22 protein-coding genes are annotated in these 25,430 nt (G+C 74.1%); 10 read left to right on the top strand and 12 right to left on the bottom strand.

Annotated features, from left to right (window positions below; all coding sequences use genetic code 11):
* Nucleotides 1–166: 166 nt before the first annotated feature.
* The gene (locus ABZ564_RS10195; RefSeq protein WP_018100712.1) at nucleotides 167–829 is read right to left on the bottom strand and encodes a response regulator transcription factor; all 663 of its coding nucleotides are present in this window, start codon (nucleotides 827–829) and stop codon (nucleotides 167–169) included.
* Between the two features lie 343 nt (nucleotides 830–1,172).
* Nucleotides 1,173–1,832, bottom strand: coding sequence for a DUF3000 domain-containing protein (locus ABZ564_RS10190; RefSeq protein WP_360852574.1), 660 nt, complete (start codon nucleotides 1,830–1,832; stop codon nucleotides 1,173–1,175).
* A 92-nt stretch (nucleotides 1,833–1,924) separates the two neighbouring features.
* Between ABZ564_RS10190 and hemE the strand changes: the two genes are divergently transcribed.
* Nucleotides 1,925–2,998 (top strand): uroporphyrinogen decarboxylase, encoded by a 1,074-nt coding sequence (hemE, locus tag ABZ564_RS10185; RefSeq protein ID WP_360852571.1) that lies wholly within the window; start codon nucleotides 1,925–1,927, stop codon nucleotides 2,996–2,998.
* Between the two features lie 33 nt (nucleotides 2,999–3,031).
* Here hemE and ABZ564_RS10180 read toward each other — a convergent pair whose 3' ends face one another.
* On the bottom strand, nucleotides 3,032–4,414 hold the full coding sequence (locus ABZ564_RS10180; RefSeq protein ID WP_360852568.1) for an FAD-dependent oxidoreductase: 1,383 nt from the start codon (nucleotides 4,412–4,414) through the stop codon (nucleotides 3,032–3,034).
* A 64-nt stretch (nucleotides 4,415–4,478) separates the two neighbouring features.
* Complete coding sequence (locus ABZ564_RS10175; protein ID WP_360852565.1) at nucleotides 4,479–5,417, bottom strand: DUF4349 domain-containing protein; 939 nt, start codon at nucleotides 5,415–5,417, stop codon at nucleotides 4,479–4,481.
* Nucleotides 5,418–5,544: 127 nt separating this feature from the next.
* Between ABZ564_RS10175 and hemG the strand changes: the two genes are divergently transcribed.
* On the top strand, nucleotides 5,545–7,017 hold the full coding sequence (hemG, locus tag ABZ564_RS10170) for a protoporphyrinogen oxidase (protein ID WP_360852562.1): 1,473 nt from the start codon (nucleotides 5,545–5,547) through the stop codon (nucleotides 7,015–7,017).
* A 4-nt stretch (nucleotides 7,018–7,021) separates the two neighbouring features.
* Nucleotides 7,022–7,756, top strand: coding sequence for a hydrogen peroxide-dependent heme synthase (hemQ, locus tag ABZ564_RS10165; RefSeq protein ID WP_360852558.1), 735 nt, complete (start codon nucleotides 7,022–7,024; stop codon nucleotides 7,754–7,756).
* 306 nt (nucleotides 7,757–8,062) lie between these two features.
* Here the strand turns inward: hemQ and ABZ564_RS10160 are convergent, their stop codons facing one another.
* Entirely contained in the window at nucleotides 8,063–9,358 is a 1,296-nt protein-coding gene (locus ABZ564_RS10160) for a DUF692 domain-containing protein (protein ID WP_360852602.1), read from the bottom strand.
* Nucleotides 9,359–9,490: 132 nt separating this feature from the next.
* Entirely contained in the window at nucleotides 9,491–10,246 is a 756-nt protein-coding gene (locus tag ABZ564_RS10155) for a peptidyl-tRNA hydrolase (protein WP_360852555.1), read from the bottom strand.
* A 155-nt stretch (nucleotides 10,247–10,401) separates the two neighbouring features.
* On the opposite strand from ABZ564_RS10155, the gene ABZ564_RS10150 reads away from it, so the two are divergent.
* Nucleotides 10,402–10,614: a hypothetical protein gene (locus ABZ564_RS10150; protein ID WP_360852552.1), complete on the top strand. Its 213-nt coding sequence runs from the start codon at nucleotides 10,402–10,404 to the stop codon at nucleotides 10,612–10,614.
* Nucleotides 10,615–10,636: 22 nt separating this feature from the next.
* Here the strand turns inward: ABZ564_RS10150 and ABZ564_RS10145 are convergent, their stop codons facing one another.
* The 4 genes from ABZ564_RS10145 to zapE form a co-directional block, all read right to left on the bottom strand.
* Complete coding sequence (locus tag ABZ564_RS10145) at nucleotides 10,637–11,461, bottom strand: polysaccharide deacetylase family protein (RefSeq protein WP_360852549.1); 825 nt, start codon at nucleotides 11,459–11,461, stop codon at nucleotides 10,637–10,639.
* Nucleotides 11,462–11,768: 307 nt separating this feature from the next.
* Entirely contained in the window at nucleotides 11,769–13,145 is a 1,377-nt protein-coding gene (locus ABZ564_RS10140; RefSeq protein ID WP_360852546.1) for an alkaline phosphatase PhoX, read from the bottom strand.
* Between the two features lie 232 nt (nucleotides 13,146–13,377).
* The gene (locus tag ABZ564_RS10135; RefSeq protein ID WP_360852543.1) at nucleotides 13,378–13,803 is read right to left on the bottom strand and encodes an OsmC family protein; all 426 of its coding nucleotides are present in this window, start codon (nucleotides 13,801–13,803) and stop codon (nucleotides 13,378–13,380) included.
* A 91-nt stretch (nucleotides 13,804–13,894) separates the two neighbouring features.
* On the bottom strand, nucleotides 13,895–15,028 hold the full coding sequence (gene zapE / locus ABZ564_RS10130) for a cell division protein ZapE (protein WP_360852540.1): 1,134 nt from the start codon (nucleotides 15,026–15,028) through the stop codon (nucleotides 13,895–13,897).
* A gap of 201 nt (nucleotides 15,029–15,229) precedes the next feature.
* On the opposite strand from zapE, the gene ABZ564_RS10125 reads away from it, so the two are divergent.
* The 4 genes from ABZ564_RS10125 to msrB all read left to right on the top strand — a co-directional run bounded on the left by ABZ564_RS10125 (nucleotide 15,230) and on the right by msrB (nucleotide 18,497).
* Complete coding sequence (locus ABZ564_RS10125; protein ID WP_360852537.1) at nucleotides 15,230–15,994, top strand: pyrimidine reductase family protein; 765 nt, start codon at nucleotides 15,230–15,232, stop codon at nucleotides 15,992–15,994.
* Between the two features lie 195 nt (nucleotides 15,995–16,189).
* The gene (locus ABZ564_RS10120) at nucleotides 16,190–16,642 is read left to right on the top strand and encodes an indole-3-glycerol phosphate synthase (RefSeq protein WP_360852599.1); all 453 of its coding nucleotides are present in this window, start codon (nucleotides 16,190–16,192) and stop codon (nucleotides 16,640–16,642) included.
* A 42-nt stretch (nucleotides 16,643–16,684) separates the two neighbouring features.
* Complete coding sequence (gene murC / locus ABZ564_RS10115) at nucleotides 16,685–18,082, top strand: UDP-N-acetylmuramate--L-alanine ligase (protein ID WP_360852534.1); 1,398 nt, start codon at nucleotides 16,685–16,687, stop codon at nucleotides 18,080–18,082.
* Nucleotides 18,083–18,092: 10 nt separating this feature from the next.
* Nucleotides 18,093–18,497: a peptide-methionine (R)-S-oxide reductase MsrB gene (gene msrB, locus ABZ564_RS10110; RefSeq protein ID WP_360852530.1), complete on the top strand. Its 405-nt coding sequence runs from the start codon at nucleotides 18,093–18,095 to the stop codon at nucleotides 18,495–18,497.
* A 30-nt stretch (nucleotides 18,498–18,527) separates the two neighbouring features.
* On the opposite strand, the gene ABZ564_RS10105 is transcribed toward msrB, so the two are convergent.
* Together ABZ564_RS10105 and ABZ564_RS10100 are read right to left on the bottom strand one after the other, a co-directional pair.
* The gene (locus ABZ564_RS10105; protein WP_360852527.1) at nucleotides 18,528–18,989 is read right to left on the bottom strand and encodes a hypothetical protein; all 462 of its coding nucleotides are present in this window, start codon (nucleotides 18,987–18,989) and stop codon (nucleotides 18,528–18,530) included.
* A 115-nt stretch (nucleotides 18,990–19,104) separates the two neighbouring features.
* Complete coding sequence (locus ABZ564_RS10100) at nucleotides 19,105–21,555, bottom strand: GTPase-associated protein 1-related protein (RefSeq protein ID WP_360852524.1); 2,451 nt, start codon at nucleotides 21,553–21,555, stop codon at nucleotides 19,105–19,107.
* Between the two features lie 350 nt (nucleotides 21,556–21,905).
* On the opposite strand from ABZ564_RS10100, the gene ABZ564_RS10095 reads away from it, so the two are divergent.
* Nucleotides 21,906–22,148 carry a hypothetical protein gene (locus ABZ564_RS10095; RefSeq protein WP_360852521.1) on the top strand — a complete coding sequence of 81 codons (243 nt, stop codon included), beginning with the start codon at nucleotides 21,906–21,908 and terminating at the stop codon, nucleotides 22,146–22,148.
* A gap of 545 nt (nucleotides 22,149–22,693) precedes the next feature.
* The gene (locus tag ABZ564_RS10090) at nucleotides 22,694–25,336 is read left to right on the top strand and encodes a kelch repeat-containing protein (protein ID WP_360852518.1); all 2,643 of its coding nucleotides are present in this window, start codon (nucleotides 22,694–22,696) and stop codon (nucleotides 25,334–25,336) included.
* Nucleotides 25,337–25,430: the final 94 nt, after the last annotated feature.

Genomic DNA, 25,430 nt, shown 5'->3' with positions numbered 1-25,430 from the left:
GGTGTGTTGTCTGGTTGTTGCTGGGGGGGCGGCGGTGGTGGTCGGTTCCGTCTCGCGTTTTTGGGGGGGGCGGGCGGCGGCTGCCGACGGAACGTTCCGTCGGCAGCCGCCGATGCACGTAATCCAGCCGGTTCCGCGTGTACCGCGCACCGGTCGGGTGAGGGGGTCAGTGGATGATGCCCGTGCGCAGGGCCACGGCGACCATTCCGGCGCGGTCTCCGGTGCCGAGCTTGCGGGCGATGCGGGCGAGGTGGCTCTTGACGGTCAGGGCGGACAGGCCCATGGAGACGCCGATGGCCTTGTTGGACTGGCCCTCGGCGACGAGCCGCAGAACCTCCACCTCGCGGCCGGACAGTTCGCGGTAGCCGCCCGGGTGGCTCGGGGTGCCGGGGGGCCGGCGGTGCATACGGGCGGCGGTGGCGCCGATGGGGGCGACGCCGGGACGGGCCGGGTGGCCGATGTTGGTACGGGTGCCGGTGACGACGTAGCCCTTGACGCCGCCCGCGAGGGCGTTGCGCACGGCGCCGATGTCGTCGGCGGCGGACAGGGCGAGACCGTTGGGCCAGCCGGCGGCTCGGGTTTCGGACAGCAGGGTCAGCCCGGAACCGTCGGGCAGGTGGACGTCGGCTACGCAGATGTCGCGCGGGTTGCCGACGCGGGGACGGGCCTCCGCGATGGACGACGCCTCGATGACGTCACGTACTCCGAGGGCCCACAGATGGCGGGTGACGGTGGAACGGACGCGCGGGTCGGCCACGACGACCATGGCCGTCGGCTTGTTCGGGCGGTAGGCGACCAGGCTTGCGGGCTGCTCTAGGAGAACGGACACCAGGCCTCCTGGGGAGTGGCGGGACGGGCCGGCTCGGGGATGAAGCCGGGGCGAACCGTGCTTGAAGGGTCATTGACTCCTTCGGCAGCGGACCCCTGCTCCTTTAGGGGAAGATCGCGATTTGCTGAGTAACAATTCGGGCAAATAGGACGCGCGATCGATTGTACGAATACCTTCCGGTGGCTGGAAGTGGCCGTATGACGCGGGGTCACGGCGCCCGTGACGCGGCCCGGGACGAGGCCGGGGCGGCGCGCGCGCCGCGCGCACGCCCCGGCGTGCGGACCGGCCCACGACGCGGCGAGCCCCGCGCGGACCGGGCCGAGGACCCCTGCGAACCGGGTGGCTACGGCGTCTGCGGGCCCCGTCGCTGGGGCAGCGTCACCACCGTCGCGTCCAGGGGGCCCGAAGGCGGCAGGCCCGCGATCTGGCAGAGCAGGTCGCCCCATGCCGTCAGGTGCGCCGCCGCGTCGGGTGCGCCGCCGCGGCCCTCGCGGGGGGTCCAGGACGCCCGGATCTCGATCTGCGTCGCGGGGCGCCGTGTCTCCAGTGCGCCGAAGTAGTGCGAGCCCGCCATGGTGACCGTGCCGCCGGCCTCCCCGTAGAAGAGGCCGCGGGCCTCCAGCGCGCCGGTCAGCCAGGACCAGCACACCTCGGGCAGCAGCGGGTCGGCGGCCATCTCCGGCTCCAGGTCGGCGCGGACCAGCGTCACGAGCCGGAAGGCGCCCTGCCAGGCCTCGTGCCCGGCCGGGTCGTGGAGCAGCACGAGCCGGCCGTCGGCGAGATCCTCCTCGCCGTCGACGACCGCGGCCTCCAGCGCGTACGCGTGCGGCGCGAGCCGCTTCGGCGGCCGGGTCGGTTCCACCTCCAGCTCGGGACGCAGCCGCGCCGCGCGCAGCGCCTCCACAGCCGAACGGAACGCGGACGGTACGCCATCACCCTCCGCACCGTCCGTGCCGTCAGCGCCATCGGATTGACCGGAGATGTGTCCCTGAGCCGCAGCCATGCGGGGAAGAGTAGGCGGAACGGGAGCTTCGCGTGCGGAAGGACACCCGTGCGGGGCCGGGCTCGTTCCCCACGCGTGCGAAGATTCTGTGCGTGAGTGCCAACGACCGCCCCTCCGGGCAGCAGACGAAGACTTCCGCCACCTACGACTCGGCGTTCCTCAAGGCGTGCCGGCGCGAGCCGGTGCCGCACACGCCGGTCTGGTTCATGCGTCAGGCGGGGCGCTCGCTGCCCGAGTACCTGAAGGTGCGCGAAGGCATCCCGATGCTCGACTCCTGCACGATGCCGGAGCTCGTCGCCGAGATCACGATGCAGCCCGTCCGCCGCCACAAGGTCGACGCCGCCGTCTACTACAGCGACATCGTCGTCCCGCTCAAGGCCATCGGCATCGACCTCGACATCAAGCCCGGCGTCGGCCCGGTGATCGCCGAGCCGGTCCGCACCCGCGCCGACCTGGCCCGGCTGCGCGACCTCACGCCCGAGGACGTCCCCTACGTCACCGAGGCCGTCGGCCTGCTCACCGCCGAGCTGGGGGCCACCCCGCTGATCGGCTTCGCGGGTGCGCCGTTCACGCTCGCCAGCTACCTCGTGGAGGGCGGGCCGTCCCGCAACCACGAGCACACCAAGGCCATGATGTACGGCGACCCGGAGCTCTGGGCCGACCTGCTCGACCGGCTCGCCGAGATCACCGGCGCCTTCCTCAAGGTCCAGATCGAGGCCGGCGCCTCGGCGGTGCAGCTCTTCGACTCCTGGGTGGGCGCCCTCGCCCCCGCCGACTACCGGCGCTCCGTGCTGCCCGCCTCCGCGAAGGTCTTCGACGCCGTCGCCGCGTACGAGGTCCCCCGCATCCACTTCGGCGTCGGCACCGGCGAACTGCTCGGCCTCATGGGCGAGGCCGGTGCGGACGTCGTCGGTGTCGACTGGCGGGTCCCGCTCGACGAGGCCGCGCGCCGCGTCGGGCCCGGCAAGGCGCTCCAGGGCAACCTCGACCCGGCGGTGCTGTTCGCGCCGACCTCCGCGGTGGAGGCCAAGACCCGGGAGGTGCTGGACGCGGCCGCCGGCCTGGAGGGCCACATCTTCAACCTGGGCCACGGCGTGATGCCGAACATGGACCCGGACGCGCTGTCCCGGCTCGTCGAGCACGTCCACACCAGCACCGCCCGCTGACCGCGCCCGGACAGGCCCCGAGGCGGGCGCCGCTCAGGCGGTGCCCGCCTTCCGCAGCACCGACACGGCCTTGCGGGCCGCCACCAGGACCGGGTCCCAGACCGGCGAGAACGGCGGGGCGTAGCCCAGGTCCAGGGCGGTCATCTGCTCGACGGTCATCCGGGCGGTGAGCGCCACCGCCGCCACGTCGACCCGCTTGCCCGCCCCCTCGCGGCCGACGATCTGCACCCCCAGCAGCCGGCCCGTGCGGTACTCCGCGAGCATCTTCACCGTCATCGGCCGCGCGTCCGGGTAGTAGCCCGCCCGGCTCGTCGACTCGATCGTCGCCGTGACGTACCGCAGGCCCACCGCCCGGGCGTCCTTCTCGCGCAGCCCGGTCCGGGCGATCTCCAGGTCGCAGACCTTGCTCACCGCCGTACCCACCACACCGGGGAAGGTGCCGTAGCCGCCGCCAACGTTGGAACCGATGATCTGGCCGTGCTTGTTGGCGTGCGTGCCGAGCGCGATGTGCCGGGTGTGGCCCGCCACCAGGTCCAGCACCTCCACGCAGTCGCCGCCCGCCCAGATGTTCTCGTGGCCCGCCACGCGCATCGACAGGTCGGTGAGTAGCCCGCCGTGCGGCCCGAGCGGCAGCCCGGCCGCCCGGGCCAGGGCCGTCTCCGGCTCGACGCCGATGCCGAGCACCACCACGTCCGCCGGGTAGGACGCGCCGGCCGTGACGACCTCCGCGACCCGGCCGTCCGGCCCGGTCCCGATGCCGGTGACCTCCGCCCCGTTCACCGTGGTGATGCCGAGCCCGTCCATGGCGTCGTGGACGAGCCGCCCCATGTCCGGGTCGAGCGTCGCCATCGGCTGCTCGCCGCGGTTGAGGACGGTCACCTCGAAGCCGCGCTTCAGCATCGCCTCGGCCATCTCGACGCCGATGTACCCCGCCCCGACGACGACCGCGCGCCGGCCCTCCGTACGGTCCAGGGTGTCCAGCAGCGCCTGCCCGTCGTCCAGGGTCTGCACGCCGTGCACCCCCGCCGCGTCCATCCCGGGCAGCTCCGGGCGCACCGGGCGGGCCCCGGTGGCGATCACCAGCTTGTCGAACGCGCTCCAGTACGCCTCGCCCGAGTCCCGGTCCAGGGCGCGTACCCGCCGCCCCGCCACGTCGATCTCCGTGACCTCGGTGCGGGTGCGCAGATCGATGTCCCGGGCCCGGTGCTCCTCGGGCGTACGGGCGACGAGATCGTCCCGGTCCGTCACGTCGCCGCTGACCCAGTACGGGATGCCGCACGCCGAGTACGAGGTGAAGTGGCCCCGTTCGAAAGCGGTGATGCTCAGTTCGCCGGGGCCCTTGAGCCGCCGGGCCTGGGACGCGGCGGACATGCCCGCCGCGTCCCCGCCGATGATCACCAGTCGTTCCGCCGTCATGCCGGTCCCTCCGAAGCGCGTCGATAAGGGCCCACGCTACGGCGCGGCCCGGCCGTCGACGCGCTCAGGCGTCCCCGGCGGGCCCCCGCCTCCCCGCCCGGCGGCGCAGCAGCAGCCGCCACAGCACGGCCAGGACGGCCGCCACGGCGAGGAACGGTGCCGCCGCGCCGATCGCCAGCGCCAGCCACCGCAGCATCGTCACGAAGGCGTGCCAGCCCCCGGCGACGGCGTCCGGGAAGCCCGGGTCGTCGTCGGCCGCCGTCTCCGGTTCCACCAGATCGAGCGTGATGGTCGCCAGCGTCGTACGGTCCTTCAGTGACGCCTGCTGCGCGAGCAGCGACTCCAGCGCCGCCTGACGACTGCTCAGTTCGCCTTCCAGCGTGACCACATCGGCCAGCTTGCCGGCCCGCTCCATCAGCTCGCGCACCCGCGCCACGCTCGCCCGCTGGGTGGCGATCCGGCTGTCGATGTCGACGACCTGGTCGGTGACGTCCTTGGCCGCCGACGTACGGGAGAGCGGCTTCCCCGTCCCCGCCAGCTCCCGCAGCACCTCGTCGTACGCCTTCTGCGGCACGCGCAGCACGAGGTGTGAGGAGTCCCGGGTGCCGTCGATCCGTTCCGTGGTCTCCTTCTCGACCAGCCCGCCCGCGACCTGCGCCGCCGTGCGGGCGTTCCCGGCCGCCTTCGACACGTCCTCCACCTCCACGGAGAGCGAGGCGGTGCGGACGACGTGGGCCGCGGCGGGCTTCGGGGGCTCCTCGCGCCGCTCCGTCCGGCCCGAACCGACCGCGGGTGCTCCGGCCTCGGCGGCCGCGGAATCCGCCTGCTGCCGCTGGGGCCCGGCGACGCCCCGGTCGGCGCTCGTGCCCGAATCGTCGCCGGTCGCGCCGCAGCCGCTCAGCGCGAGCGCGGCGGCCAGCAGTACGGCCGCCGGCGCGGTGCGTGAACGGGCGGCCCGGCCGGACGTGCCTCCGCCGGTACGGATGAGAGATGCTCCTCGCACGACTGTCCCCCCAGGACGGGTGATGGATGACGGGGGTGGGACGTGCCCGGGGGCGCCTGCGGACCCGGGAAACCGGTTTCGAACCGGTCACGGTCAGGACTCGGAACCGGTTTGAGAGAGTGGAACCATGCAGCCATCCACACACCGCGCCGACCGGGCCCCCCGCCACGTCGTCGTCATCGGCGGCGGGATCGCCGGACTCGCGGCCGCCCACCGGCTCGTCGGTGCCGGGCTGAGGGTCACCGTCCTGGAGGCGACCGCCCGGCTCGGCGGCAAGCTCATGACCGGCGAGGTCGCGGGCGTCCGGGTCGACCTCGGCGCCGAGTCCATGCTCGCCCGCCGCCCGGAGGCCGTCGCCCTGGCACGCGCCGTGGGCCTCGGGGACCGTCTCCAGCCGCCCGCCACCGCCACCGCGGCCCTGTGGACGCGCGACGCGCTGCGCCCCATGCCCAAGGGCCATGTGATGGGCGTCCCGGGCGACCCGTCCGTCCTGGGCGAGGTGCTCTCGCCCGAGGGCCTGGCCCGTATCGCCCAGGACCGCGCACTGGCCCCGACGGCCGTCGGCGAGGACGTCGCCGTCGGCGCGTACGTCGCGGACCGGCTGGGCCGCGAGGTCGTCGACCGGCTGGTGGAGCCGCTGCTCGGCGGGGTGTACGCGGGCGACGCCTACCGGATCTCGATGCGCGCCGCCGTCCCGCAGCTCTTCGAGGCCGCCCGGCAGGGGGGCTCCCTGCTCGACGAGGTCACCCGCCTCCAGGAGCGGGCCGCCGCCCGGCAGCGGAGCGGCCCCGTCTTCCAGGGCATCGAGGGCGGCATCGGCACCCTGCCGGGCGCCGTCGCCGACGCCGTACGCGCCGGAGGCGGTGAGATCCTCACCGAGACCTCCGTGCTGGGCCTGGCCCGTACCGCCCGCGGCTGGGACGTCCGCACCGACACCCGGGCCGTCTCCGCCGACGGCATCGTCCTCGCCGTACCCGCCTGGTCCGCCGCCACCCTGCTCGCCGCCGAAGCGCCGGGCGCGTCGGCCGAGCTGGCGGGCGTCGAGTACGCGTCGATGGCCCTGGTCACCATGGCGTTCCGGCGCTCCGACGTGGCCGGTACGGCCTTCGAGGGGCGCTCCGGCTTCCTGGTGCCACCGGTCGACGGGCACACCATCAAGGCCGCCACCTTCTCCACCCACAAGTGGCAGTGGGTCGCGGACTCGGCGCCGGACCTGTTCGTGCTGCGGACCTCCGTGGGCCGGTACGGCGAGGAGGAGCACCTGCAGCGCGAGGACGGCGAGCTGGCCGGCCTGTCCCTGCGCGACCTGGCCGCCGCGACCGGGCTCACCGCCCGGCCCGTGGCGACCGAGGTCACCCGGTGGGTCGGCGGGCTGCCCCAGTACCCGGTGGGCCATCTCACCCGGGTCGCCCGCATCCGCGACGAGGTCGCGAAGCTGCCCGCGCTGCGGGTGTGCGGCGCGGTCTACGACGGGGTCGGCATCCCCGCCTGCGTGGCGAGCGCCCACCGCGCCGCGGACGAGATCGCCGGAGATCTCGCCGGGGAGATCATCGCCACGCCGACCCTGGTTCAGGGCACTCGGAGCGAGGCGGGACAATAGCCGTATGAGTGCACCCGAGACTGAGACGTCAAGCAAGGTTCCGAACGCCGGCAAGAAGGCCAAGGACCTCAACGAGGTCATCCGCTACACGCTGTGGTCCGTCTTCAAGCTGCGCGACGTCCTGCCCGCCGACACGGACCGCGCGGCCGTCGCCGGCGAGGTCCAGGAGCTGTTCGACCAGCTCGCGGCCAAGGACATCACCATCCGCGGCACGTACGACGTCTCGGGCCTGCGCGCCGACGCCGACCTCATGATCTGGTGGCACGCGGAGACCGCGGACGAGCTCCAGGGGGCGTACAACCTCTTCCGCCGCACGCGGCTCGGCAGGCACCTGGAGCCGGTCTGGTCGAACATGGCGCTGCACCGCCCCGCCGAGTTCAACAAGTCGCACATCCCGGCGTTCCTCGCCGACGAGACGCCCCGCGACTACGTCAGCGTGTACCCCTTCGTGCGCTCGTACGACTGGTACCTGCTGCCCGACGAGGACCGCCGCCGCATGCTCGCCGACCACGGCAAGATGGCCCGCGGCTACCCCGACGTGCGCGCCAACACCGTCGCCTCGTTCTCGCTCGGCGACTACGAGTGGATGCTGGCCTTCGAGGCCGACGAGCTGTACCGCATCGTCGACCTGATGCGTCACCTCAGGGCCTCCGAGGCGCGGATGCACGTCCGCGAGGAGGTCCCCTTCTTCACCGGCCGGCGCAAGTCGGTCGCGGACCTGGTGGCCGGGCTCGCGTAGCGAACGGGCTCCCGACCACCCCAACCCGGAAGATCAGACGGCGGGCAGACGGCACCTCGTGCCGCCCGCTGGTCCAGCGACACCGGGTTCGGCTCGACGGTGCGGCGCGCTTCCCGCGCGCCGCACCGTTCGTCATTCGCGGCCCGGGCGTCCCCGCCCGGCCGTCAGCGCCGCCCGCGGCGCGGGATCGTCCCCCGCGCCCGCCGGCAGCGCCGCCCGCACCGCGGAGGCGATGTCCGCCCCGCGCGGCATGGCGGGACCGGAGGCGACCGGCCGCACCCCCGAGGAGTCCGCGGCCGGTCCCCCTCACCGCCCCACCAGCGCGGAGCGGGCGGCCCGTACCAGCCGGGTGGCGCGCCCGGGCGGTCGCGGCGCGGCCCGGTCCCGCCACCAGTACGTCAGCCGGCGACGGGCGGCGTCGTCCTCGGGGCGGCCCGCGAGGAGCAGGTGCTCGGCGAAGTCCAGGGCGTCGCGCCGGTACCCCGCCGTCATGGGCCGCGCTCCGGCGTACGCGAGGAACGCCTCCCGGTAGCCGCTCCCCAGGATCTCCGGCAGCTCGGGCGCCACCTTGGCCACGACGTCGGCGCGCTTGGCGGCCAGGGCGCGGCTCTGCACCCCGAGCCGGCTCCGGTCGAACCCCTTCGGCACAGGGGTGCCGGCGACCAGCGCGGACAGCAGGGCGGTCTGCGCGACCGCGACGCCGTCCCGTACGGCCTCGGGGACGGGCGGGCCGGCCGTGGCTCCCGGTACGGCCCGCCCGCCCGCACCCGGGCCGGCGCCCCCGCCCGCCTCCAGCGTCCCCCGGATCGCCTCCAGCTCGCCCGCCAGCTCACCGGCCGGCGGGAACGCGTCGTCGCGCTCCAGCAGCACCCCCGGCGGGTCGATCCGGGAACACAGCTCCGCCAGCACGTCGAGCACCGGGGCGGTCACCGGGTGGGCGTGCGTGTCGTGCCACACGCCGTCCTTCTCGACCCCGCCCGCCACATGCACGTACGCGATGGCCTCCACCGGCAGCTCGTCCAGGGCGGTCACCGGGTCCTCGCCCCGGTTCACGTGGTTGGTGTGCAGATTGGCCACGTCGATCAGCAGCCGCACCCCGGTGCGCTCGACCAGCTCCGCCAGGAACCGCCCCTCGGTCAGCTCCTCGTCCGGCCAGGAGACCAGCGCCGCGATGTTCTCCAGGGCCAGCGGCACCGGCAGCGCGTCCTGCGCGATCCGCACGTTCTCGCACAGCACGTCCAGCGCCGCCCGGGTGCGCGGCACGGGCAGCAGGTGCCCCGCCTCCAGCGCCCGCGACCCGGTGCGCGCCCCGCCCGCCCGTACGAACGCGATGTGCTCGGTCACCAGCGGCGCGTCCAGCAGCGCGACCCGGGCGGCGAGGTCCGCGAGCCGGCCGGGGTCGGGGCGGTCGGCCCCGCCGAGACCCAGCGAGACCCCGTGCGGCACCACGGTGACCCCGCGCTCCCGCAGCCGTACCAGGGAGGCCGGCAGATGGCCGGCGCAGAGGTTCTCCGCGACCGCCTCCACCCAGTCGATCCCCGGCAGCGCCTCCACCTCGTCGGCGATCTCCGGCCGCCAGCCGATTCCGATGCCCAGCCTCATGCCGTCCCCCATGCCGTTCCCCCTCGGTTCGTGCAGGGGTGATGGCCCCGGCGCGCGGCGGTGAACCCGGGAGGGCCGACCTTCAGAGCTTCATTTGAGGTTGGGCGCGCCCCGGCGGGCGGCCCGTGCTTCTCAGTGACGCCGGCGCAGCGCCGGGTGGTCGGCGACCACCGTGCACGAGCCCGGTGCGATCTCGGTGAATCCCGCGTCCCGTACGACCGGCAGCCCGCTCGTCGTCAGCTCCCGCCAGTCGCCCGGCTCCGCCGTGGCGACCGAGAGCGGGAAGCCGGCCTCGCGCCACGCCTTGCGCTCGGTCTCCGACAGCTCCCACCAGGCGAGCTGCGCCCCGTGTCCGACCTGCGCCATCTCCTTGCCGGCCGACATGCCGAGGTCCGGGTTCAGCCACAGCACCGGGTGGCCGGGGCCGGGCGCGGCCGGCGGCTCCGGGTCGTCCAGGTCCGTCCCCGAGACCTGGAGCTTGGCCAGCTCCTTCGGCCACCCGTCCAGGGGGACCGGCGGGAAGACCCGCACCTCCGCCCCGTCGCCCGTCACCGTGATCCCGGGCAGCGCGGACGCCTTGCGCCACTCCGCGCCCCGGGCCCGCCGGACCACCTTGCGGATGCGGGCGTCCTGCCAGTCCCGCATCACCCGCGCCCACTCGCCCTCGCCCACCGACCGCTCGTCGGAGAGCATCACCAGGACCGCGCGGGCGGCCGTGCGCAGGGCGTCGGTGCGGGCCGGCGGCGCGGCCTTCTCGATGTGCACCACCAACGGCAGTACGTATTGCCGGGCTTCGTCCCGGTTCGTCCGCTCGGACCGGAAGGGGCTGTCCACGGGCAGGGCGGCCGGTTCGGCGGACGGGGGCGCGGAGATGTCGTTGCTGCTCACCCGACCAGTCTGCCAGCCGCCCCGGACACCGTTCCCGGCGGAACGGGCGGCACCGTCCACCTGCCGGTGCTCCCGCGGTTCGGGGCCGCCGCCGCGGCGGCGGCCGCGCTCGCCCGCCGGCTCACTTCGGTACGCGGCTGAGTAGGCTCGTACGTATGAACGAGGACAGGAACGAGCGGACGGAAGCGGAATCCGGGTCCTCCTGCGGGACGGCTCCGGCCGAGGCCCCGGAGCGGGCCGAGGGGCCGCCGTACGCGGAGTGCGTGCTGTGCCGGAAGCCGACCGAGTACGCCGAGTCGGTCAAGGGGATCACGCTGTGCCCGGTGTGCGAGTGGCAGGAGGCCCAGCGCACGGCGTGCTCGGGCTGAGGGCCGCCGTTGTCGCGTGCCTCTATCCGGCCATCAGCTCGGACACCTTGACGAAGCGGTAGCCGCGCTTGCGCAGCTCGGGCACGACCCGGCGGACCGCCTCGGCGGTCACCGGCGCCGCGCTGCGGGTGCAGTGCATGACGACCAGCGAACCGGACCGCACCCCGTCGAGCACCTGCTCGGCGACGGCGTCCGCGTCCGTCGCGAAGGCGTCCCCGCTGACGACGTCCCATTGGACGGCGGTCACCTTCTCCGGCCCGAGGGCGCGCAGCGTCTCGTCGTCGTAGCAGCCGCCGGGGAAGCGGAAGTACGGCACCACGTTGCGGGCACCGGTCCCGCGGATCGCCCCGAAGGCCCGCCGCACCTCCTCGCGCATCGCGTCCTTCGCCACGGTCGGAAGCCCGTAGCAGGGCGCCGTGAAGGCGTAGTGGCTGTAGGAGTGGTTGCCGATCTCGAAGAGGGGGTCGGTGCCGAGGGAGCGGGCCTGGTCCGGGTACTCCTCGGCCCAGCGCCCGGTCATGAAGATCGTCGCGGGCACCTTCAGCCGGCGCAGCAGGGCGATCAGTTCCGGGTTGTCGAAGCGCTCACCGGCCGCCGCGCGCGCTCCCTCGTCGGCCGTCATGTCGGCGTCGAAGCTGAGCGCGACGACCTTCGCGGCGTGCTGCGGCCCGCGCTCGAAGACAGGGGTCAGCCCGCCGGGTCCGGGGGCCATGACGGCGGGCTGCCTGGTGGCGTGGGCCGGCTCGGCGGGCGCCGAGGGGGAGGCGGGCGGCCGTTCGGCGGCTGCACGGGGCTCGGCCTGGCCGCAGCCGACGAGTACCGCCCCCAGCACACCCAAAGCAGCCATTCCGCGCCCAAATCTGATCACTTCCGGAAGCTAACCGATCGACCGGAGGGCGCACGGGGCTGGCGCGCCAGCCGGTCGGCGCCCCACGCGGATGGCGCATGAGCCGTTCCGGGGCAGCCCGGTTCTCGACGCTCCCGGCGTCCCCGACCGGGTGGTGGCCCGGCCGGCGGTGCCGCTCCCCGCCGCCCCGCCGAAGCGCACCCCGCCGTCCCGCACGGGGTCCCGCACGGGCGCACCCGGACGGATCACACCCCGATGTCGCCGTCCGCGAAGGGCCGGCGGGGCGCGCCCCGCCCCGGTCAGTCCGTCAGCGCCACGGACCCGTCACCGCGAAGGTGGTGCCCGGCGTGTAGACGTTCACGTACATCGTCCCGTAGTCCGGTGCGAACGTGACGCCCGCGAACTCGCCCCACTCGGGCTCCTCGGGCGTGCCGGTGTTCTGCCGGCCGCGCGCCAGCGCGTACACCTCGCCGCGCCGGGTCAGGCCGAACACGTGCTGGGCGCCGCCGCCGTCCTCACAGACCATCAGGCCGCCGTCGGGGGCCAGGGCGATGTTGTCGGGGGACTCGCCGGGCAGCTGGAGGTCGGCGTCCGGGCCGAAGACGATGACCAGGGTCAGCCGCCGCCGGGCCGGGTCGTAGCGCCAGACCTGCCCGTAGTGGTCCGCCGCCGAACCCTCCGCGCTGTGCGCGAAGCTGGAGACGAAGTAGACGCACGAGCCGCCCCAGTAGCAGCCCTCCAGCTTCTGGCCGTGGGTGATGCCCCTGCGGCCGAAGTCCTGGAAGCGGATGGGGGTTTCGGCGGCCTGCGGATCCGGTACGGGGACCCACTCGACACCCTCGAACACCGCCCCGGTCTCCTGGACGGCCGAGAGGTCGGGCACCCCCGGCACCCGCATGGCCTCCAGCCGTCCGCCCGCCCGCAGCGAACCCGTACCGCCCAGCGGCTTCTCGGGCAGGAAGCGGTAGAACAGGCCGAACGGCTTCTCGAACGCGTCCTCCGTCTCGTACACGGTCCCGTCGCGCGGGTCGATCGCGACGGCCTCGTGCTGGAAGCGGCCCATCGCGGTCAGCGGCACGGCGCCGGTGCGGCGCGGGTCGGCGCCGTCCACCTCGAAGATGTAGCCGTGGTCCTTGGTGTAGCCGTTGGTGCCGGCCCTGTCCTCGGTCTCCTCGCAGGTGAGCCAGGTGTTCCAGGGGGTGCGCCCGCCCGCGCAGTTCACCGCCGTACCGGCGATGGCGACGCGCTCGGACAGGACCCGGTTGTGGCCGTCGAGCTCCAGGGCCGTACAGCCGCCCTTGCCCATCGGGTCGTACGTGAGCCCCTCGACCGTCGGTACGGGGATCGCCGCGTCCACCCGGTTCTCGTGGTTGCGCACCAGCCGGACGTGTCCGCCCCGGCCCTTGAACGCGGCCATCCCGTCGCAGTGGCTGGGGACCCGGCCCTCGCCGGAGCGGAGCGGGTCGCCCTCCCGGGACAGCACGCGGTAGTGGAAGCCCTTCGGCAGGTCGAGCAGGCCGTCCGGGTCCGGGACCAGCGGGCCGTAACCGCTGTGACCGCGGGCGGCGGCGCTTCCCGCGAAGAGTTCGGTGAACGCCCCGGTGAAGGCGATGGAGACGGCGGCGGCGCCGCTCGCGGCCAGGACGTTCCGCCGGGTGGCGGTGGGGCGGGGTGCGACTGACATGGGCAACTCCCTGCTTGGGGACAGGTGACATGGCTTCGTCAAGAGCAGGCCTGCCCGTTCGAGGCCACCGGTGAACGTTGTCACGCCGGATATCGCGGACCGGGGCCGACGCTCCGGGGCAGCGGCAGACGGAAGGCGCAGCCGTAACCCGGCCGGGTGTCGTGTGGGCGGAAACAGCCGTGTCCCCGGACCGGCGCACGGGGCGCCGGCCCGGGGACACGGGAGGGAACGATCAGGCGAGCGACGCGCTCAGCGTGATCGTGGTGCCGGAAAGCGCCTGGCTGACCGGGCAGTTGGCCTTCGCGTCCTCGGCCGCCTTGACGAAGCCGGCCTCGTCGAGACCGGGCACCTCGCCCACGACGGTGAGGTGGATGCCGGTGATGCCGGTGCCGGGCTGGAAGGTGACATCGGCCTTGGTGTCCAGCCGGGCCGGCGGGGTGCCGGCGCCGCTGAGGCCGTGCGAGAGCGCCATCGAGAAGCAGCTGGAGTGGGCCGCGGCGATCAGCTCCTCCGGGCTGGTCTTCCCGTTCGCCTTCTCCGCGCGGGACGGCCAGGAGACCGGGTAGTCGCCGATCCCGGAGGAGTCGAACGTGACGACGCCCGTGCCCTCGGTCAGATTGCCTTCCCAGACCGTGTGCGCCTGACGCGTGGTAGCCATGCTGGTTCCCTTCGAACGGAATACGCGGTTGTACGAGGCGGCGGGGCACGGCGTCGTGCCCCGCCGGTGGTACGTCCTTACGCCCCAGAACCTACTGCGCCACCAGCCCCTTCGCGTCACGCGCCAGCGCCGTGAGCCGGGAGATCGCCCGGAAGTACTTCTTCCGGTACCCGCCGTTCAGCATCTCCTCACTGAACAGCCTGTCGAACGGCAGCCCGGACGCGAGGACCGGCACCTCCCGGTCGTACAGCCGGTCCGCGAGCACCACGAGCCGCAGCGCGGTCGACTGGTCGGGCACCGGCCGCACATCGGTCAGGCAGACCGCCCGCACCCCGTCCGTCAGCGCCCCGTACCGGCTGGGGTGGACGCGGGCCAAGTGGTCGAGGAGCGCGGGGAAGTCGTCCAGGGCGGCGCCCGGCGCGGCGTACGCGGCCCTGGTGACCTGCTCGTCCGTGAACGGCGGCGGGGCCTCGGGCAGGCCGCGGTGGCGGTAGTCCTCGCCGTCGATGCGCAGCGGGCGGAAGTGCGCCGAGAGCCCCTGGATCTCGCGCAGGAAGTCGGCGGCGGCGAACCGGCCCTCGCCGAGCTTGCCGGGCAGCGTGTTGGAGGTCGCGGCCAGCGCGACGCCCTCCTCGACGAGCCGGCTGAGCAGCGAGGACACCAGCACGGTGTCGCCCGGGTCGTCGAGTTCGAATTCGTCGATGCACAGCAGCCGGTGCCCGCTCAGGGTCCGCACGGTCTGCTGGAAGCCGAGCGCGCCCACCAGGTTCGTCAGCTCGACGAACGTGCCGAAAGCCTTCAGCGAGGGCGCGGCCGGGGTGGCGTGCCAGAGGGAGGCGAGCAGATGGGTCTTGCCCACCCCGTAGCCGCCGTCGAGGTAGACCCCGCGCGGGCCGGAGGGCCGCGCCGCCGCCTTGCGGCCGAACCGCCCGCCCGTCAGCCGCCGCCACCCCTCGAGGGAGGAGCTCCGCGATCTGCCGGCCCCCGAGGCGTGTGCTCCCCCGAGCCCGGCGGCGAAGTCGCTCAGCACCCGGACCGCCTCGGTCTGGCTCGGCTGGTTCGGGTCGGGGACGTACGTATCGAAACGCACCGAGTCGAAGCGCGGCGGCGGCACCATCTCGGCGACCAGGCGGTCGGCGGGGACGTGCGGCTCGCGGGCGCACAGGGACAGCGGGGCCGTTTCGGCTATGGGGCTGGACCCCGGCACGGCGTGGGAGGACGACACAACCGCCAAGCTTACGGCCTCACCCGCGATGGTCGGCGGGAGAAGGAGCGGCGCCAGGGGCCCTCGAATCCAAGGCGGAGGAGGGAGTGATGGCGGAGCCGTCCCGACCGACGACAACGCCTGAGGCGGAGGCCCCCGGGCGCCGCGACGCCGCTGACCATCGCGGGCGAGGCCGTGAGGACCCGTGCCAGACTGCCGGACATGCGACGCCTGTTCCCTGTGACCGACCTGACAGCGGCCCACGCGCCGGGCGACTGGAGCCCGGACGACCTCGCCGACGCCTACGCCTACCCCGAGACGGACGGCCCCTGGCTGCGCGCCAACATGGTGTCGACCCTCGACGGGGCCGCCCAGCACGACGGCCGCTCGCAGCCGATCTCCGGCGAGAGCGACATGCGGATCTTCGGCACCCTGCGCGGCCTGGCCGACGTGGTGATCGCGGGCGCCCAGACCGTACGTCAGGAGGGCTACCGGCCGGCCAGGGCCCGGGACGCGTTCGCGGCGCGGCGGGCGGCGGCCGGGCAGACCCCCGCGCCGGCCGTCGCCGTGGTCAGCGGCAGCCTGGACCTGGACTTCTCGCTTCCGCTCTTCGTCTCGCCGCTGGTCCCGACGCTCGTACTGACCGGGGCGGGCGCGCCCCCGGACCGGATCGCGACGGCCCGTGAGGCGGGTGCCGAGGTGGTGATCGCGGGGGAGGGCTCGCGGGTCGATCCCGCCCGCGCCGTGCGGGAGCTGGCCGACCGCGGGCTGCGGCGGATGCTGACGGAGGGCGGGCCCCGGCTGCTCGGCCAGTTCGTGGCCGAGGACGTGCTGGACGAGCTGTGCCTGACCGTCGCGCCCCTGCTCACGGCCGGGGACGCCCAGCGGATCGCGGGCGGCCCCGCGGTGGCAGTGCCGAAACGATTCGCCCTGGACTCGCTGCTGGAGGAGGACGGGTTCCTCTTCTCCCGGTACCGCCGGAGCTGACGCGCGGGCGGGGCGCCGGGCGGTGCCCCCGTGCCGCCGCCATGGGCGGCAATAAGCGGAATATTACGTTCCGGTTAGCGTTCCATGGGCAGAATGGATCTCGCAGACCCCGTGCGAGCGCGGGGAAGGATGGTTTCGGCAGCGACCGCGACGGCCGCTGAAGAGAAGGGCTCTGTGGTGTTCACCAGCGTTTTGATGATCGAGAAGGCCCTCACGTCCGGGGACATCGAGTTCGTCACCACCCTGCACGGGGAGGAGCGGACCTCCTTCGTCGTCCTCATGCAGCCGCGCGGCGACCAGGCGGACGTACTGCTGCGGGCCATCGACGACCTGGCGATGGGCGAACTGAAGGAAGCGGCCCGCGAGAGCGAGGTGCCCGAGGGCAAGGACGCCAGGAAGTCGGCCGAACTCGCCCTCCAGGTCTCCCTGGAGGCCCTGCACCAGGCGGGCTCCGAAGCCGTCGGACAGGTGATCGACAACCACCCCCTGGACAAGCTCACCTCGGTGGTCGAGGAGTCGGGGGCCGACGAGGTCATCGTGCTGACCGCGCCCCACTACGTCGAGGAGTTCTTCCACCGCGACTGGGCCTCCCGGGCCCGGCACAAGGTCGGCGTCCCGGTGCTCAAGCTCTTCGCGCACAGCGAATAGGCTGGGAGCCCCTTACCCGTACACACCCTGGGAGAGACACGTATGGCACCCGGTATTCCTGCCGCCATGGAACGGCCGCACTTCATCGGCATCGGCGGCGCCGGAATGTCGGGCATCGCCAAGATCCTCGCCCAGCGCGGCGCGAAGGTCGCGGGCAGCGACGCCAAGGAGTCCCCGACGGCCGACGCGCTGCGCGCGCTGGGGGCGACCGTCCACATCGGGCACGCCGCCGCGCACCTGGCCGACGACGCCACCTGCGTGGTCGTCTCCAGCGCCATCCGCGCCGACAACCCGGAGCTGGTGCGCGCCGGGGAGCTGTCGGTCCCCGTCGTGCACCGCTCCGACGCCCTGGCGTCCCTGATGGGCGGGCTGCGCTCCATCGCGGTGGCGGGCACCCACGGCAAGACCACCACCACCTCGATGCTGGCCGTCGCCCTGAGCGAGCTGGACCTCGACCCCTCGTACGCCATCGGCGGCGACCTGGCGGGCCCCGGCACCAACGCCACGCACGGCGAGGGCGACATCTTCGTCGCCGAGGCCGACGAAAGCGACCGCAGCTTCCAGAAGTACGACCCCGACGTGGCGATCGTCCTCAACGTCGAGCTGGACCACCACGCGAACTACGCCTCGATGGACGAGATCTACGAGTCCTTCGAGGCCTTCGCCGGCAAGATCGTCCCCGCCGGCACGCTCGTCGTCTCCGCCGACCAGTCCGGCGCCGTCGAGCTGACCCGCCGGGTCCGCGAGGCGCTGCCCGCGCTCACCGTCGTCACCTACGGCGAGGCCGCGACCGCCGACGTACGCGTCCACAAGATCACCCCGCGCGGTCTGACCAGCGAGGTCACGGTGATCCTGGGCGGGAAGTTCCTCACCTTCACCGTCTCCGTCCCCGGCCGCCACTACGCGCTCAACGCGGTGGCCGCCCTCGCCTCGGGCATCGCCCTCGGCATCCCCGCCCACAACCTCGCCTCCGCCCTCGGCAAGTACACCGGGGTCAAGCGCCGCCTCCAGCTCAAGGGCGAGGCGGCCGGCGTCCAGGTCATCGACAGCTACGCCCACCACCCCACCGAGATGACCGCCGACCTGGAGGCCATGCGCGGCGCCGCCTCCGACGCCCGCCTCCTCGTCGTCTTCCAGCCCCACCTGTTCTCCCGCACCCAGGAGCTCGGCACCGAGATGGGCCAGGCCCTCGCGCTCGCCGACGCCTCCGTGGTCCTGGACATCTACCCGGCCCGCGAGGACCCGGTCCCCGGCGTCACCAGCGCCCTGATCACCGACGCCGCGACGGCCGCCGGCGCGGACGTCACCGCCGTCCACGACAAGGCGCGGGTCCCCGAGGTCATCGCGGGAATGGCGAAGCCCGGCGACCTCGTTCTCACCATGGGAGCGGGCGATGTCACCGACCTCGGCCCGCGGATCCTGGACCACCTGTCGAGCTGAAGGAGCCACCGTGCCGTACGACGTCGAGAAACCGGACGAACAGTGGCGGGAGGAACTCACCCCCGCCGAGTACGCGGTGCTGCGCAAGGCCGGCACCGAGCCCGCGTTCGTCGGTGAGTACACGGACACCAGGACCGAGGGCGTCTACTCCTGCCGGGCCTGCGGCGCGGAGCTGTTCCGCTCCGACACCAAGTTCGAGTCGCACTGCGGCTGGCCGTCCTTCTACGACCCGAAGGACACCGACGCGGTCGAACTGATCCAGGACCGCAGCCACGGCATGGTCCGCACCGAGGTCCGCTGCGCCCGCTGCGGCTCCCACCTGGGCCATGTCTTCGAGGGCGAGGGCTACCCGACCCCCACGGACCAGCGGTACTGCATCAACTCGATCTCCCTGCGGCTGACCCCGGACGCCTGACCGTCCCCGTGCGGGGACCGGCGCACCGCGTCAGTCCTCGTACGGCTCCTCCTGCCGCAGCAGCGGGTGCGCGACGCCCGGGAACACCCGGGCGCGCACGACCGTCTCCGCCGCGCCGCCCCGGACCACCGTCTCCGCGACGCCCCAGGGGCGGCCCGGCAGGACGACGGTCAGGGTGTACGAGGCCGGGCAGCCCAGGCACTCGTAGCGGTCCACCCACGTCTCCACCTCGGTGGTGCTGCCCGGGTAGCGCGCCACGTGCCGGTGCAGCGCGTGGCAGCGCCCGCACCGCTCACCCGGCTCGCAGGTGCCGCCGCAGGGGCAGGGCACGTCCAGCGAACCGGCCGGCTGCCAGCGCTGGGTGAGCACCGCCTCGCGCGTGGCGCCCATGTCCTTCATCGCCTTGAGATTGCGGGCGGCCACGTTGTACGACTCGCCGGTTGCCGCCATCCGGTCGCGGATGACGTCCTTGCGGCCGCGGTTCGTCGTCATGTGCTGCTCCTCCTGGGGTTCACGCAGCCCGCCAGGAGGGCGCACGAGATCGGTGCCTTCAACGGTACCCGGCGGTGCGGGGGCCTCGTGACGCGCGGGCGCCGGCCGGGCCCGCTCAGCCCCGTCGTACCCGCCCCGCGAGGCGGCGGCCCAGGCGGCCCAGGGTGCGGCGCTCCCGGCGGTGCCAGTCGCGGAAGGCGTCCGCCCGGCCGCTGCTGCCCGAGCGGCCGACCGCCTCCTCGACCGCCGCGACCCGGTCGGCGGGAAGCCTCCGCACCACGGGGCGCAGCACCTCCTCAAGCAGCCCGGCAGCGGCCGCGCTCCAGGCGGGACCGGCGTGCGGATGGGCCGTCCAGACCGTGAAGCAGTCCGCGGCGTAGCCGGGATCGGCCGCCAGCCGGGCCCGGACGCCGTCACCGCGCGCCGCCCGCTCGTAGGCGGCGATCAGGTCCGCGTCACCGCTGTGCACGACGGCGTACAGCTCCGCGTCGGGCCGCTCCGGCGCCAGCAGCCGCCCGGCCACCGCGTCGCACGCCTGCCCGAGCACGCCCGGCTCCACGGGCTCGGCCTCCGCACGCAGCGCCCGCACCCGGTCGGCCCAGTCGGGCTCCGCCGCCCCCGAGCGCACCTCACGGGCGAACTCCAGGAGCAGGAGGGCGGCGCGCACCCGGCCCCCGGTCTCCCGCGGGAAGCCGCGCAGCAGGTCGTGGGCCAGCTCCGGGGCCTGTGCCTCGTCGGCGCCGGCGGCGAGCGCGGCGGCCACCAGGCGCGCCCAGGTGCCGGCCGCCCGGTGCGCGTCGGAGGTCGCCGCCTCCAGCAGCAGCCGCGCCTCGGCGGCCGTCGGGGCGTCCTCGCCCCACACGAGGCCCACGGCCGTCCGCAGCACCAGCGGCTCCGCGAACGGGGACACCCCGCCGGCCCGCAGAATCCGCTGCAACGCCGCCACCCGGTCGTCGCCGCAGCCGGACTTGGCCTCCGGCGCCCCGGCGCACATCCGCAGATGCGGCAGCGCCTGCGTACCGGTGAAGGGCAGCGGCACCCGGCTCAGCAGCCGTTCCACCCCGGCCGGGCCGTCCGGCGCGATCCGGTCGAGCGCGCCGAGCAGGGCGGTACGGACGTCGAACTGCTCGTCCATCAGCTCCAGCAGCGCCGGCGCCCAGTCCGGGGCGCCCTCCGCACCGCCCGTCAGCAGCGCGGGCGCCAACCGGTCCACGACCGACGGCAGCAGCTCCGCGCAGTCCACCCCGAGCAGCCGGGCCACCCGCAGGAGCTGCACCGTACGGGCCACGTCCAGGCCGACGCCCGCGCCGCCCAGCTCGGACCGGATCTCCGGCCCGAGGGCCTCGGCGACGGCCGCGCCCTCGGGCCCGCCGAAGGCGGTACGGCCCGGCAGCTCCAGGGAACCGTTGCCGCCGCGCACCGCCTCCGTCACGAGCATCGCGGCGAGCGGGGCGGTGGCGGTGGCGGGGGAGCGGCCGTCGAGCGCGGCGAACAACCGCCCGGCGGCGTCGAATTCGGCCCCGGAGCGGTCGTCGACCCCGGCCGCGGTCAGCGCCTCGACCAGCTGCCGGGTCCGCTTCCCGTCCAGCGCGTACGGCCGCTCGGCGGCCCAGTCGGCCGCCGCCGCACGCTCCTCGGTCCCGAGCGGTATGCCGGCGCACAGGGCCGTCACCGCCAGCGGCCCCGCCGCGAACGGCTCCCCGGGCAGCGCGGCCGCCTCCCGGAACAGCTCCGGCGCCCGGCCGCGCCAGATCCGGGCCGCCGTCTCGGCCCAGACGTCGCCCACCGGCCCCTCCGGGCGCGGACCGCCGCACACGTGCACGCACAGTCCGGAGTCCGCCAGATCCTCGGCGTCCTCGGGCAGGACGCCCACGACGCGCTGCGCCGCGTCGCGCGGGCGGCGGGTGTAGGTGGTGAAGGTCAGACGCTCGGCGAGCCCGTCCGGCAGGGCGAGCCCGGCCAGCGCGATCCACCGGGCGACATCCGCGCTCTGCCGCTCGACGAGTACGACCCGCTCCGGCGCCTTCGGGCCGTGGAGCCGGCGCAGATCGGAGAGCACCCCGGCGAGCCAGGGGCCGCGCGAGACGGCGAAGTCGTTGAGCGCCTCCCGCTCGCGGGCCTCGTGTCCGGTCGCGGCGGTCAGCGTGGTGACCGGGTCGGGCAGCGGCCGGTCCGGTGTGGCGGAGGCCCAGCGGGCGGACCGGCAGGCGGTGAGCGGCAGCGTCCCCTCCGGCAGTCGGGTGCCGGAGGGCAGATGGACCGCGTGCGCGTGGAAGCGTACGGCGGACGACCGGGCGGAGCGCACCGCGACGGTCCGGGCCAGCAGCCGGCTGCCGTCGGACAGCAGGCTGAAACTGAGCGCCTCGGGCAGGGCCCGCAGCGCGGTGTCCGGGAGCCGGTCCGGGGTGCCGTGCGGCGCCTCGTACGCCAGCAGCGGTCCCGCCTCGGTCAGCACGGACGCGGGTACCGAGGCGTCAACCGCCGTGAACCGGGCGGCTATCGGTCCGTCCTCGCCGGTTCCGTCCCCGTCCACCGCGGAGGTGTAGTGCAACTGCGCGAGGCTCATGCGTCGGCTCTCTTCGTCCCTGCCGTGAAGATCCCCTGCCACTCGCACCCGCTCACGCGGTGGCAGCGCCGTCCCGGCAGAGCGGCGACCCCGGCGGGGAGTGCTCCGCGGTCGCTGGGGCGACGCTATCAAGGACCGACCCTGGCGCGGGGCGGGCGGACGCACCGGGGCCCAGGGGCGGCCGAGTTCTCCGGGATCAACACCGTTCCCCCGATGGCCTCTTGACGTTCCATCAACTCGGAGCCTGCGGAACGGCGGATTTTCCCGGCCGAAGAGTGGTTGGCGGCGGTGTGGCCATTGCCTAGGGTCCCTTCTCGGCCGCCGTTTCCCGGCCGCGTCCGAAGGGATTCATGACCACCTCCTCGGCGCTGCCGAAGTCCGGACAGCAGTTGATCATTGCCGTCCGCATGGTGGGTTCCATTCTGATCCGGCTCGGAAATGCCGGGCTGAGCACTGCCCCGGAGACCTTCGCGGACCCGGTCCGCGGACTCGACGCCGGCCCGGGGCGCTCCGGCCACCGGCCCGGCCCGGAGGACGGGCCGGCCGGGCCGTGGACGTGTCGCCATCGGTTCCCCGACGACCCGGTGGGATGACGAATGTGCGTCATGTCGCAGTCTCGCCACGCCGGCCGCCGGGGGCCACTTTTCGCCAGTGGGGCCTGGCCGGGCACCGGCCTGTGAGCGCTCGCGACGGCGTCGCCTGCGCCACTCCGGCCTGCGCGCGGCCCACCCCGTGATTCGCCGGCGCACGTGGGCGAGGGGACGACGCGTGTCCGATACACCACGGAATTTCGTCAACTCCCCGCATGAATGGGCATGTTGACAGTGCATGAACAACTGCAGAGTGTGGGGCGCTCGTAGCTTGTCGGCAGTGAACCGTGGAGGCTCATGATGTCTGGCAGACACCCGGATACGACCAAGGCGACCGCGTTGCCGGTCCGCCCTGGAGCCCGAGGGTGAGGGCGCGGAGATGGAGACGGTCCGCCAGGGCCGCGGTGGTCGGGGCGGTGGCTGCGGCGGTGGTTGCCGCGCTCGGCGTGGCCGGGCCCGCAGCGCAAGCGTCCGAGCGGACGGTGCGGGCCTCGGCCTCCCCTGCGGACGGGCCGGCCGCCCCGGACACCTCGGTGGTGACCGGGAAGGTGAGCGACGGGTCCGGGCAGGGCTGGCCGCTGTACACGAAGATCACCGTGACCGGCGGGCCGGGCGGGGAGTTCTACACCGACCCGGTGACCGGGCGGTATGAGATCGCCCTGCCCCGGGGAGCTTCGTACGAGCTGAAGTACGAGCCGGCCTACCCCGGTTACGAGGCGGTCACCCGCGTCGTCGATCTGGGTGCCGGCGACGTCGCCCAGGACATCGGCGTCCCGGTCGACGCGAGTACCTGCACCGCGAACGGCTACCGCTACACGTACACCGCCTCCTTCGACGACGGGGTCCTGCCCGCGGGCTGGACGGTCACCGACCTGCACGGCGACGGCGGGGTGTGGCGGTTCGACGACTCCCTCAAACGCGGCAACCGCAGCGGCGGCGAAGGCAGGTTCGCGACCGCCGACAGCAACTTCTACGGGACGGGCAACCGGCAGGACACCGTCCTGACCACCGCCGTGACGGACATGGCCGCGTTCGAGAACCCGGTCATCGTGTTCAACCAGGACTTCTACTACCGCTCGGGCGAGATCGCCGACGTCGACCTCAGCCTCGACGCCGGTCGGACCTGGACGAACGTGCTGCGGCAGACCGGCAACGTACGCGGGCCGCGCTTCACCACGATCCCGATCCCCCAAGCGGTCGGCGCCTCGCAGGCCCAGGTGCGGTTCCACTACTACAACGCCAACTTCGACGGCTGGTGGCAGCTCGACAACGTCGCCATCGGCGGGCGCACCTGCGACCCGAAGCCGGGCGGTGCCTATCTGACCGGCAACGTCACCGACGCCAACACAGGCCTCGGCCTCGACAGAGCGCTGGTCGCGGCGGGCGAGGCGTCGGTGAAGACCGCGCCGACGCCCGACGACCCGGCCCTGGCCGACGGGTTCTACTGGATGTTCACCGAGAGGACCGGCACGCAGGACGTGACCGCGACGGCGGACGGCTACGTCCCGGCCACCCGGCAGACCGACGTCAGCGGCGTGACCCGGGCCGACTTCCGGGCGACAGCCGGCCGGCTGGACGTGACACCGTCCGAGGTCGCCGCGCAGACCGAGCTCGGGGAGCGGAGCGAGACCCGTCCGCTCACCGTCACCAACACCGGCACGGCGCCCGCCCAGGTGCGGCTCGGTGAGGGGCGCGACGGATTCGTGATGCGCCGGGCCGACGGGGAGACCCTGACCCGGCAGGGGATCGAGACCGCCGAGGGTGCGCCGCTCCAGCGGCTGGACGTGCCGGTGTCGCTGGCGGCCACCGGGAACGCCGACGGGGCCACGGTGACGGACGGGCCGAGCGCGGACCCGTGGACCGGCATCGCGAACTACCCGCAGAACATCATGGACAACCGGGTCGTGACGGTGGATGGGAAGATCTACTCCGTCGGCGGCAGCACCGGCAACGGCAGCAGAACCGCGAACATGTGGGCGTACGACCCGGCCACCCTGGCATGGACACGAGCGACGCCGCTGCCTGACACCCGCGCCGGGATGACCGTCGGCGTGGTGGACGGCCGGATCGTCGCCGCGTCCGGCTGGGGGGCGACCGGGCCGAGCGCCTCGACCTGGGTGTACGAACCGCTGGAGGACCGGTGGACCGCCGCCTCCGGGAATCCGGTGCCGCGCGCGGCGGCCGGTCAGGCGGTGCTCGACGGCAGGCTCTACGCGGTCGGCGGCTGCACGACCGCCGACTGCACACCCACGTCGGGCAGTGTCGTCGCCTACGACCTCGAGACGGACACCTGGGAGACCCTCGCCGACTACCCGCTGGCCGTGGCCTTCCCCTCCTGCGGGGCGCTGGACGGCCAGGTGGTGTGCACCGGCGGCAACGACGGCACGACCGCGACCAACCGGACGTACGCCTACGACCCGGACTCCGGTACGTGGAGCCGTGTCGCCGACGCCCCGACGTCCGTCTGGGGCGCGAGCCACGCGGTGGCGGGCGGCGAACTGGTCGTCGCGTCCGGCGTACAGGACGGCACCCTCTCCAACGCCACCCACGCCTACGACCCCGGCACCGGCACCTGGCACGCGCTGCCGAACGCCGGCGCCGCCCGCTACCGCGGCGGCGCCGCGTGCGGCTTCTACAAGATCGGCGGGTCGACGGGCGGGTTCAACGCCGGCCCGGTGAGCGAGACGCTCCCCGGCTTCGGCGACTGCGACACCGGCGAGCTGGACGCCGAGTGGATGTCGCTGGACAGCACCCGGGCCACCCTGGCCCCCGGCGAGTCGCTGATGGTGCTGGTGACCATGGACGCGCGTGTCGACCAGCCGGGCACGTACAGCGGCTCGGTGCGGATCCGCGAGAACACCCCCTATGCCGCGCCCCGGCCGGTGCCGGTGACGATGACCGTCACCCCGCCGAGGTCCTGGGGCAAGCTCGTCGGGAGGGTGAACGGCGTGGCCTGCGACGCGACCACGGCACCGCTTCCGGGGGCCATGGTCACGGTCCACTCGACCCGTACGACCTGGACGTTCACCACCGGAACCGACGGAACGTACGCCCGCTGGATCGACGGACGCGACAACCCCTTCGACGTCTACGCCTCGAAGGACGGCTACCGGCCCCAGGGGCGGGAGGCCCGGATCAAGGGCCGCTCGCTGACCACGGCCGACTTCGACCTGGCCAGGGTCGGATGCTGACCCCGCCGTTCCCCGCGCCGGCGGCGGACCTGCCCGGAACTCACGCGCTTCTCGTCCGTGGAGGACTCATGATGCCTGACAGACGGCCCGGTGC

Source organism: Streptomyces sp. NPDC019224 (assembly GCF_040632605.1).
Lineage (GTDB): Bacteria > Actinomycetota > Actinomycetes > Streptomycetales > Streptomycetaceae > Streptomyces.
Note: the sequence above shows the minus strand (reverse complement) of the source record. Positions and strands in the feature narration are given on the sequence as shown.

Excerpts from the sequence above, each read along its gene's own strand:
- hemG (WP_360852562.1), top strand. The coding sequence starts at position 5,545 with ATGCAGCCATCCACACACCGCGCCGACCGGGCCCCCCGCCACGTCGTC.
- ABZ564_RS10180 (WP_360852568.1), bottom strand. The coding sequence starts at position 4,414 with ATGACGGCGGAACGACTGGTGATCATCGGCGGGGACGCGGCGGGCATG.
- ABZ564_RS10125 (WP_360852537.1), top strand. The coding sequence starts at position 15,230 with ATGCGACGCCTGTTCCCTGTGACCGACCTGACAGCGGCCCACGCGCCG.
- ABZ564_RS10150 (WP_360852552.1), top strand. The coding sequence starts at position 10,402 with ATGAACGAGGACAGGAACGAGCGGACGGAAGCGGAATCCGGGTCCTCC.
- ABZ564_RS10095 (WP_360852521.1), top strand. The coding sequence starts at position 21,906 with ATGACCACCTCCTCGGCGCTGCCGAAGTCCGGACAGCAGTTGATCATT.
- ABZ564_RS10100 (WP_360852524.1), bottom strand. The coding sequence starts at position 21,555 with ATGAGCCTCGCGCAGTTGCACTACACCTCCGCGGTGGACGGGGACGGA.
- ABZ564_RS10145 (WP_360852549.1), bottom strand. The coding sequence starts at position 11,461 with ATGGCTGCTTTGGGTGTGCTGGGGGCGGTACTCGTCGGCTGCGGCCAG.
- murC (WP_360852534.1), top strand. The coding sequence starts at position 16,685 with ATGGCACCCGGTATTCCTGCCGCCATGGAACGGCCGCACTTCATCGGC.
- ABZ564_RS10120 (WP_360852599.1), top strand. The coding sequence starts at position 16,190 with ATGATCGAGAAGGCCCTCACGTCCGGGGACATCGAGTTCGTCACCACC.
- ABZ564_RS10160 (WP_360852602.1), bottom strand. The coding sequence starts at position 9,358 with ATGAGGCTGGGCATCGGAATCGGCTGGCGGCCGGAGATCGCCGACGAG.
- ABZ564_RS10105 (WP_360852527.1), bottom strand. The coding sequence starts at position 18,989 with ATGACGACGAACCGCGGCCGCAAGGACGTCATCCGCGACCGGATGGCG.
- hemQ (WP_360852558.1), top strand. The coding sequence starts at position 7,022 with ATGAGTGCACCCGAGACTGAGACGTCAAGCAAGGTTCCGAACGCCGGC.
- ABZ564_RS10135 (WP_360852543.1), bottom strand. The coding sequence starts at position 13,803 with ATGGCTACCACGCGTCAGGCGCACACGGTCTGGGAAGGCAATCTGACC.
- ABZ564_RS10140 (WP_360852546.1), bottom strand. The coding sequence starts at position 13,145 with ATGTCAGTCGCACCCCGCCCCACCGCCACCCGGCGGAACGTCCTGGCC.
- ABZ564_RS10190 (WP_360852574.1), bottom strand. The coding sequence starts at position 1,832 with ATGGCTGCGGCTCAGGGACACATCTCCGGTCAATCCGATGGCGCTGAC.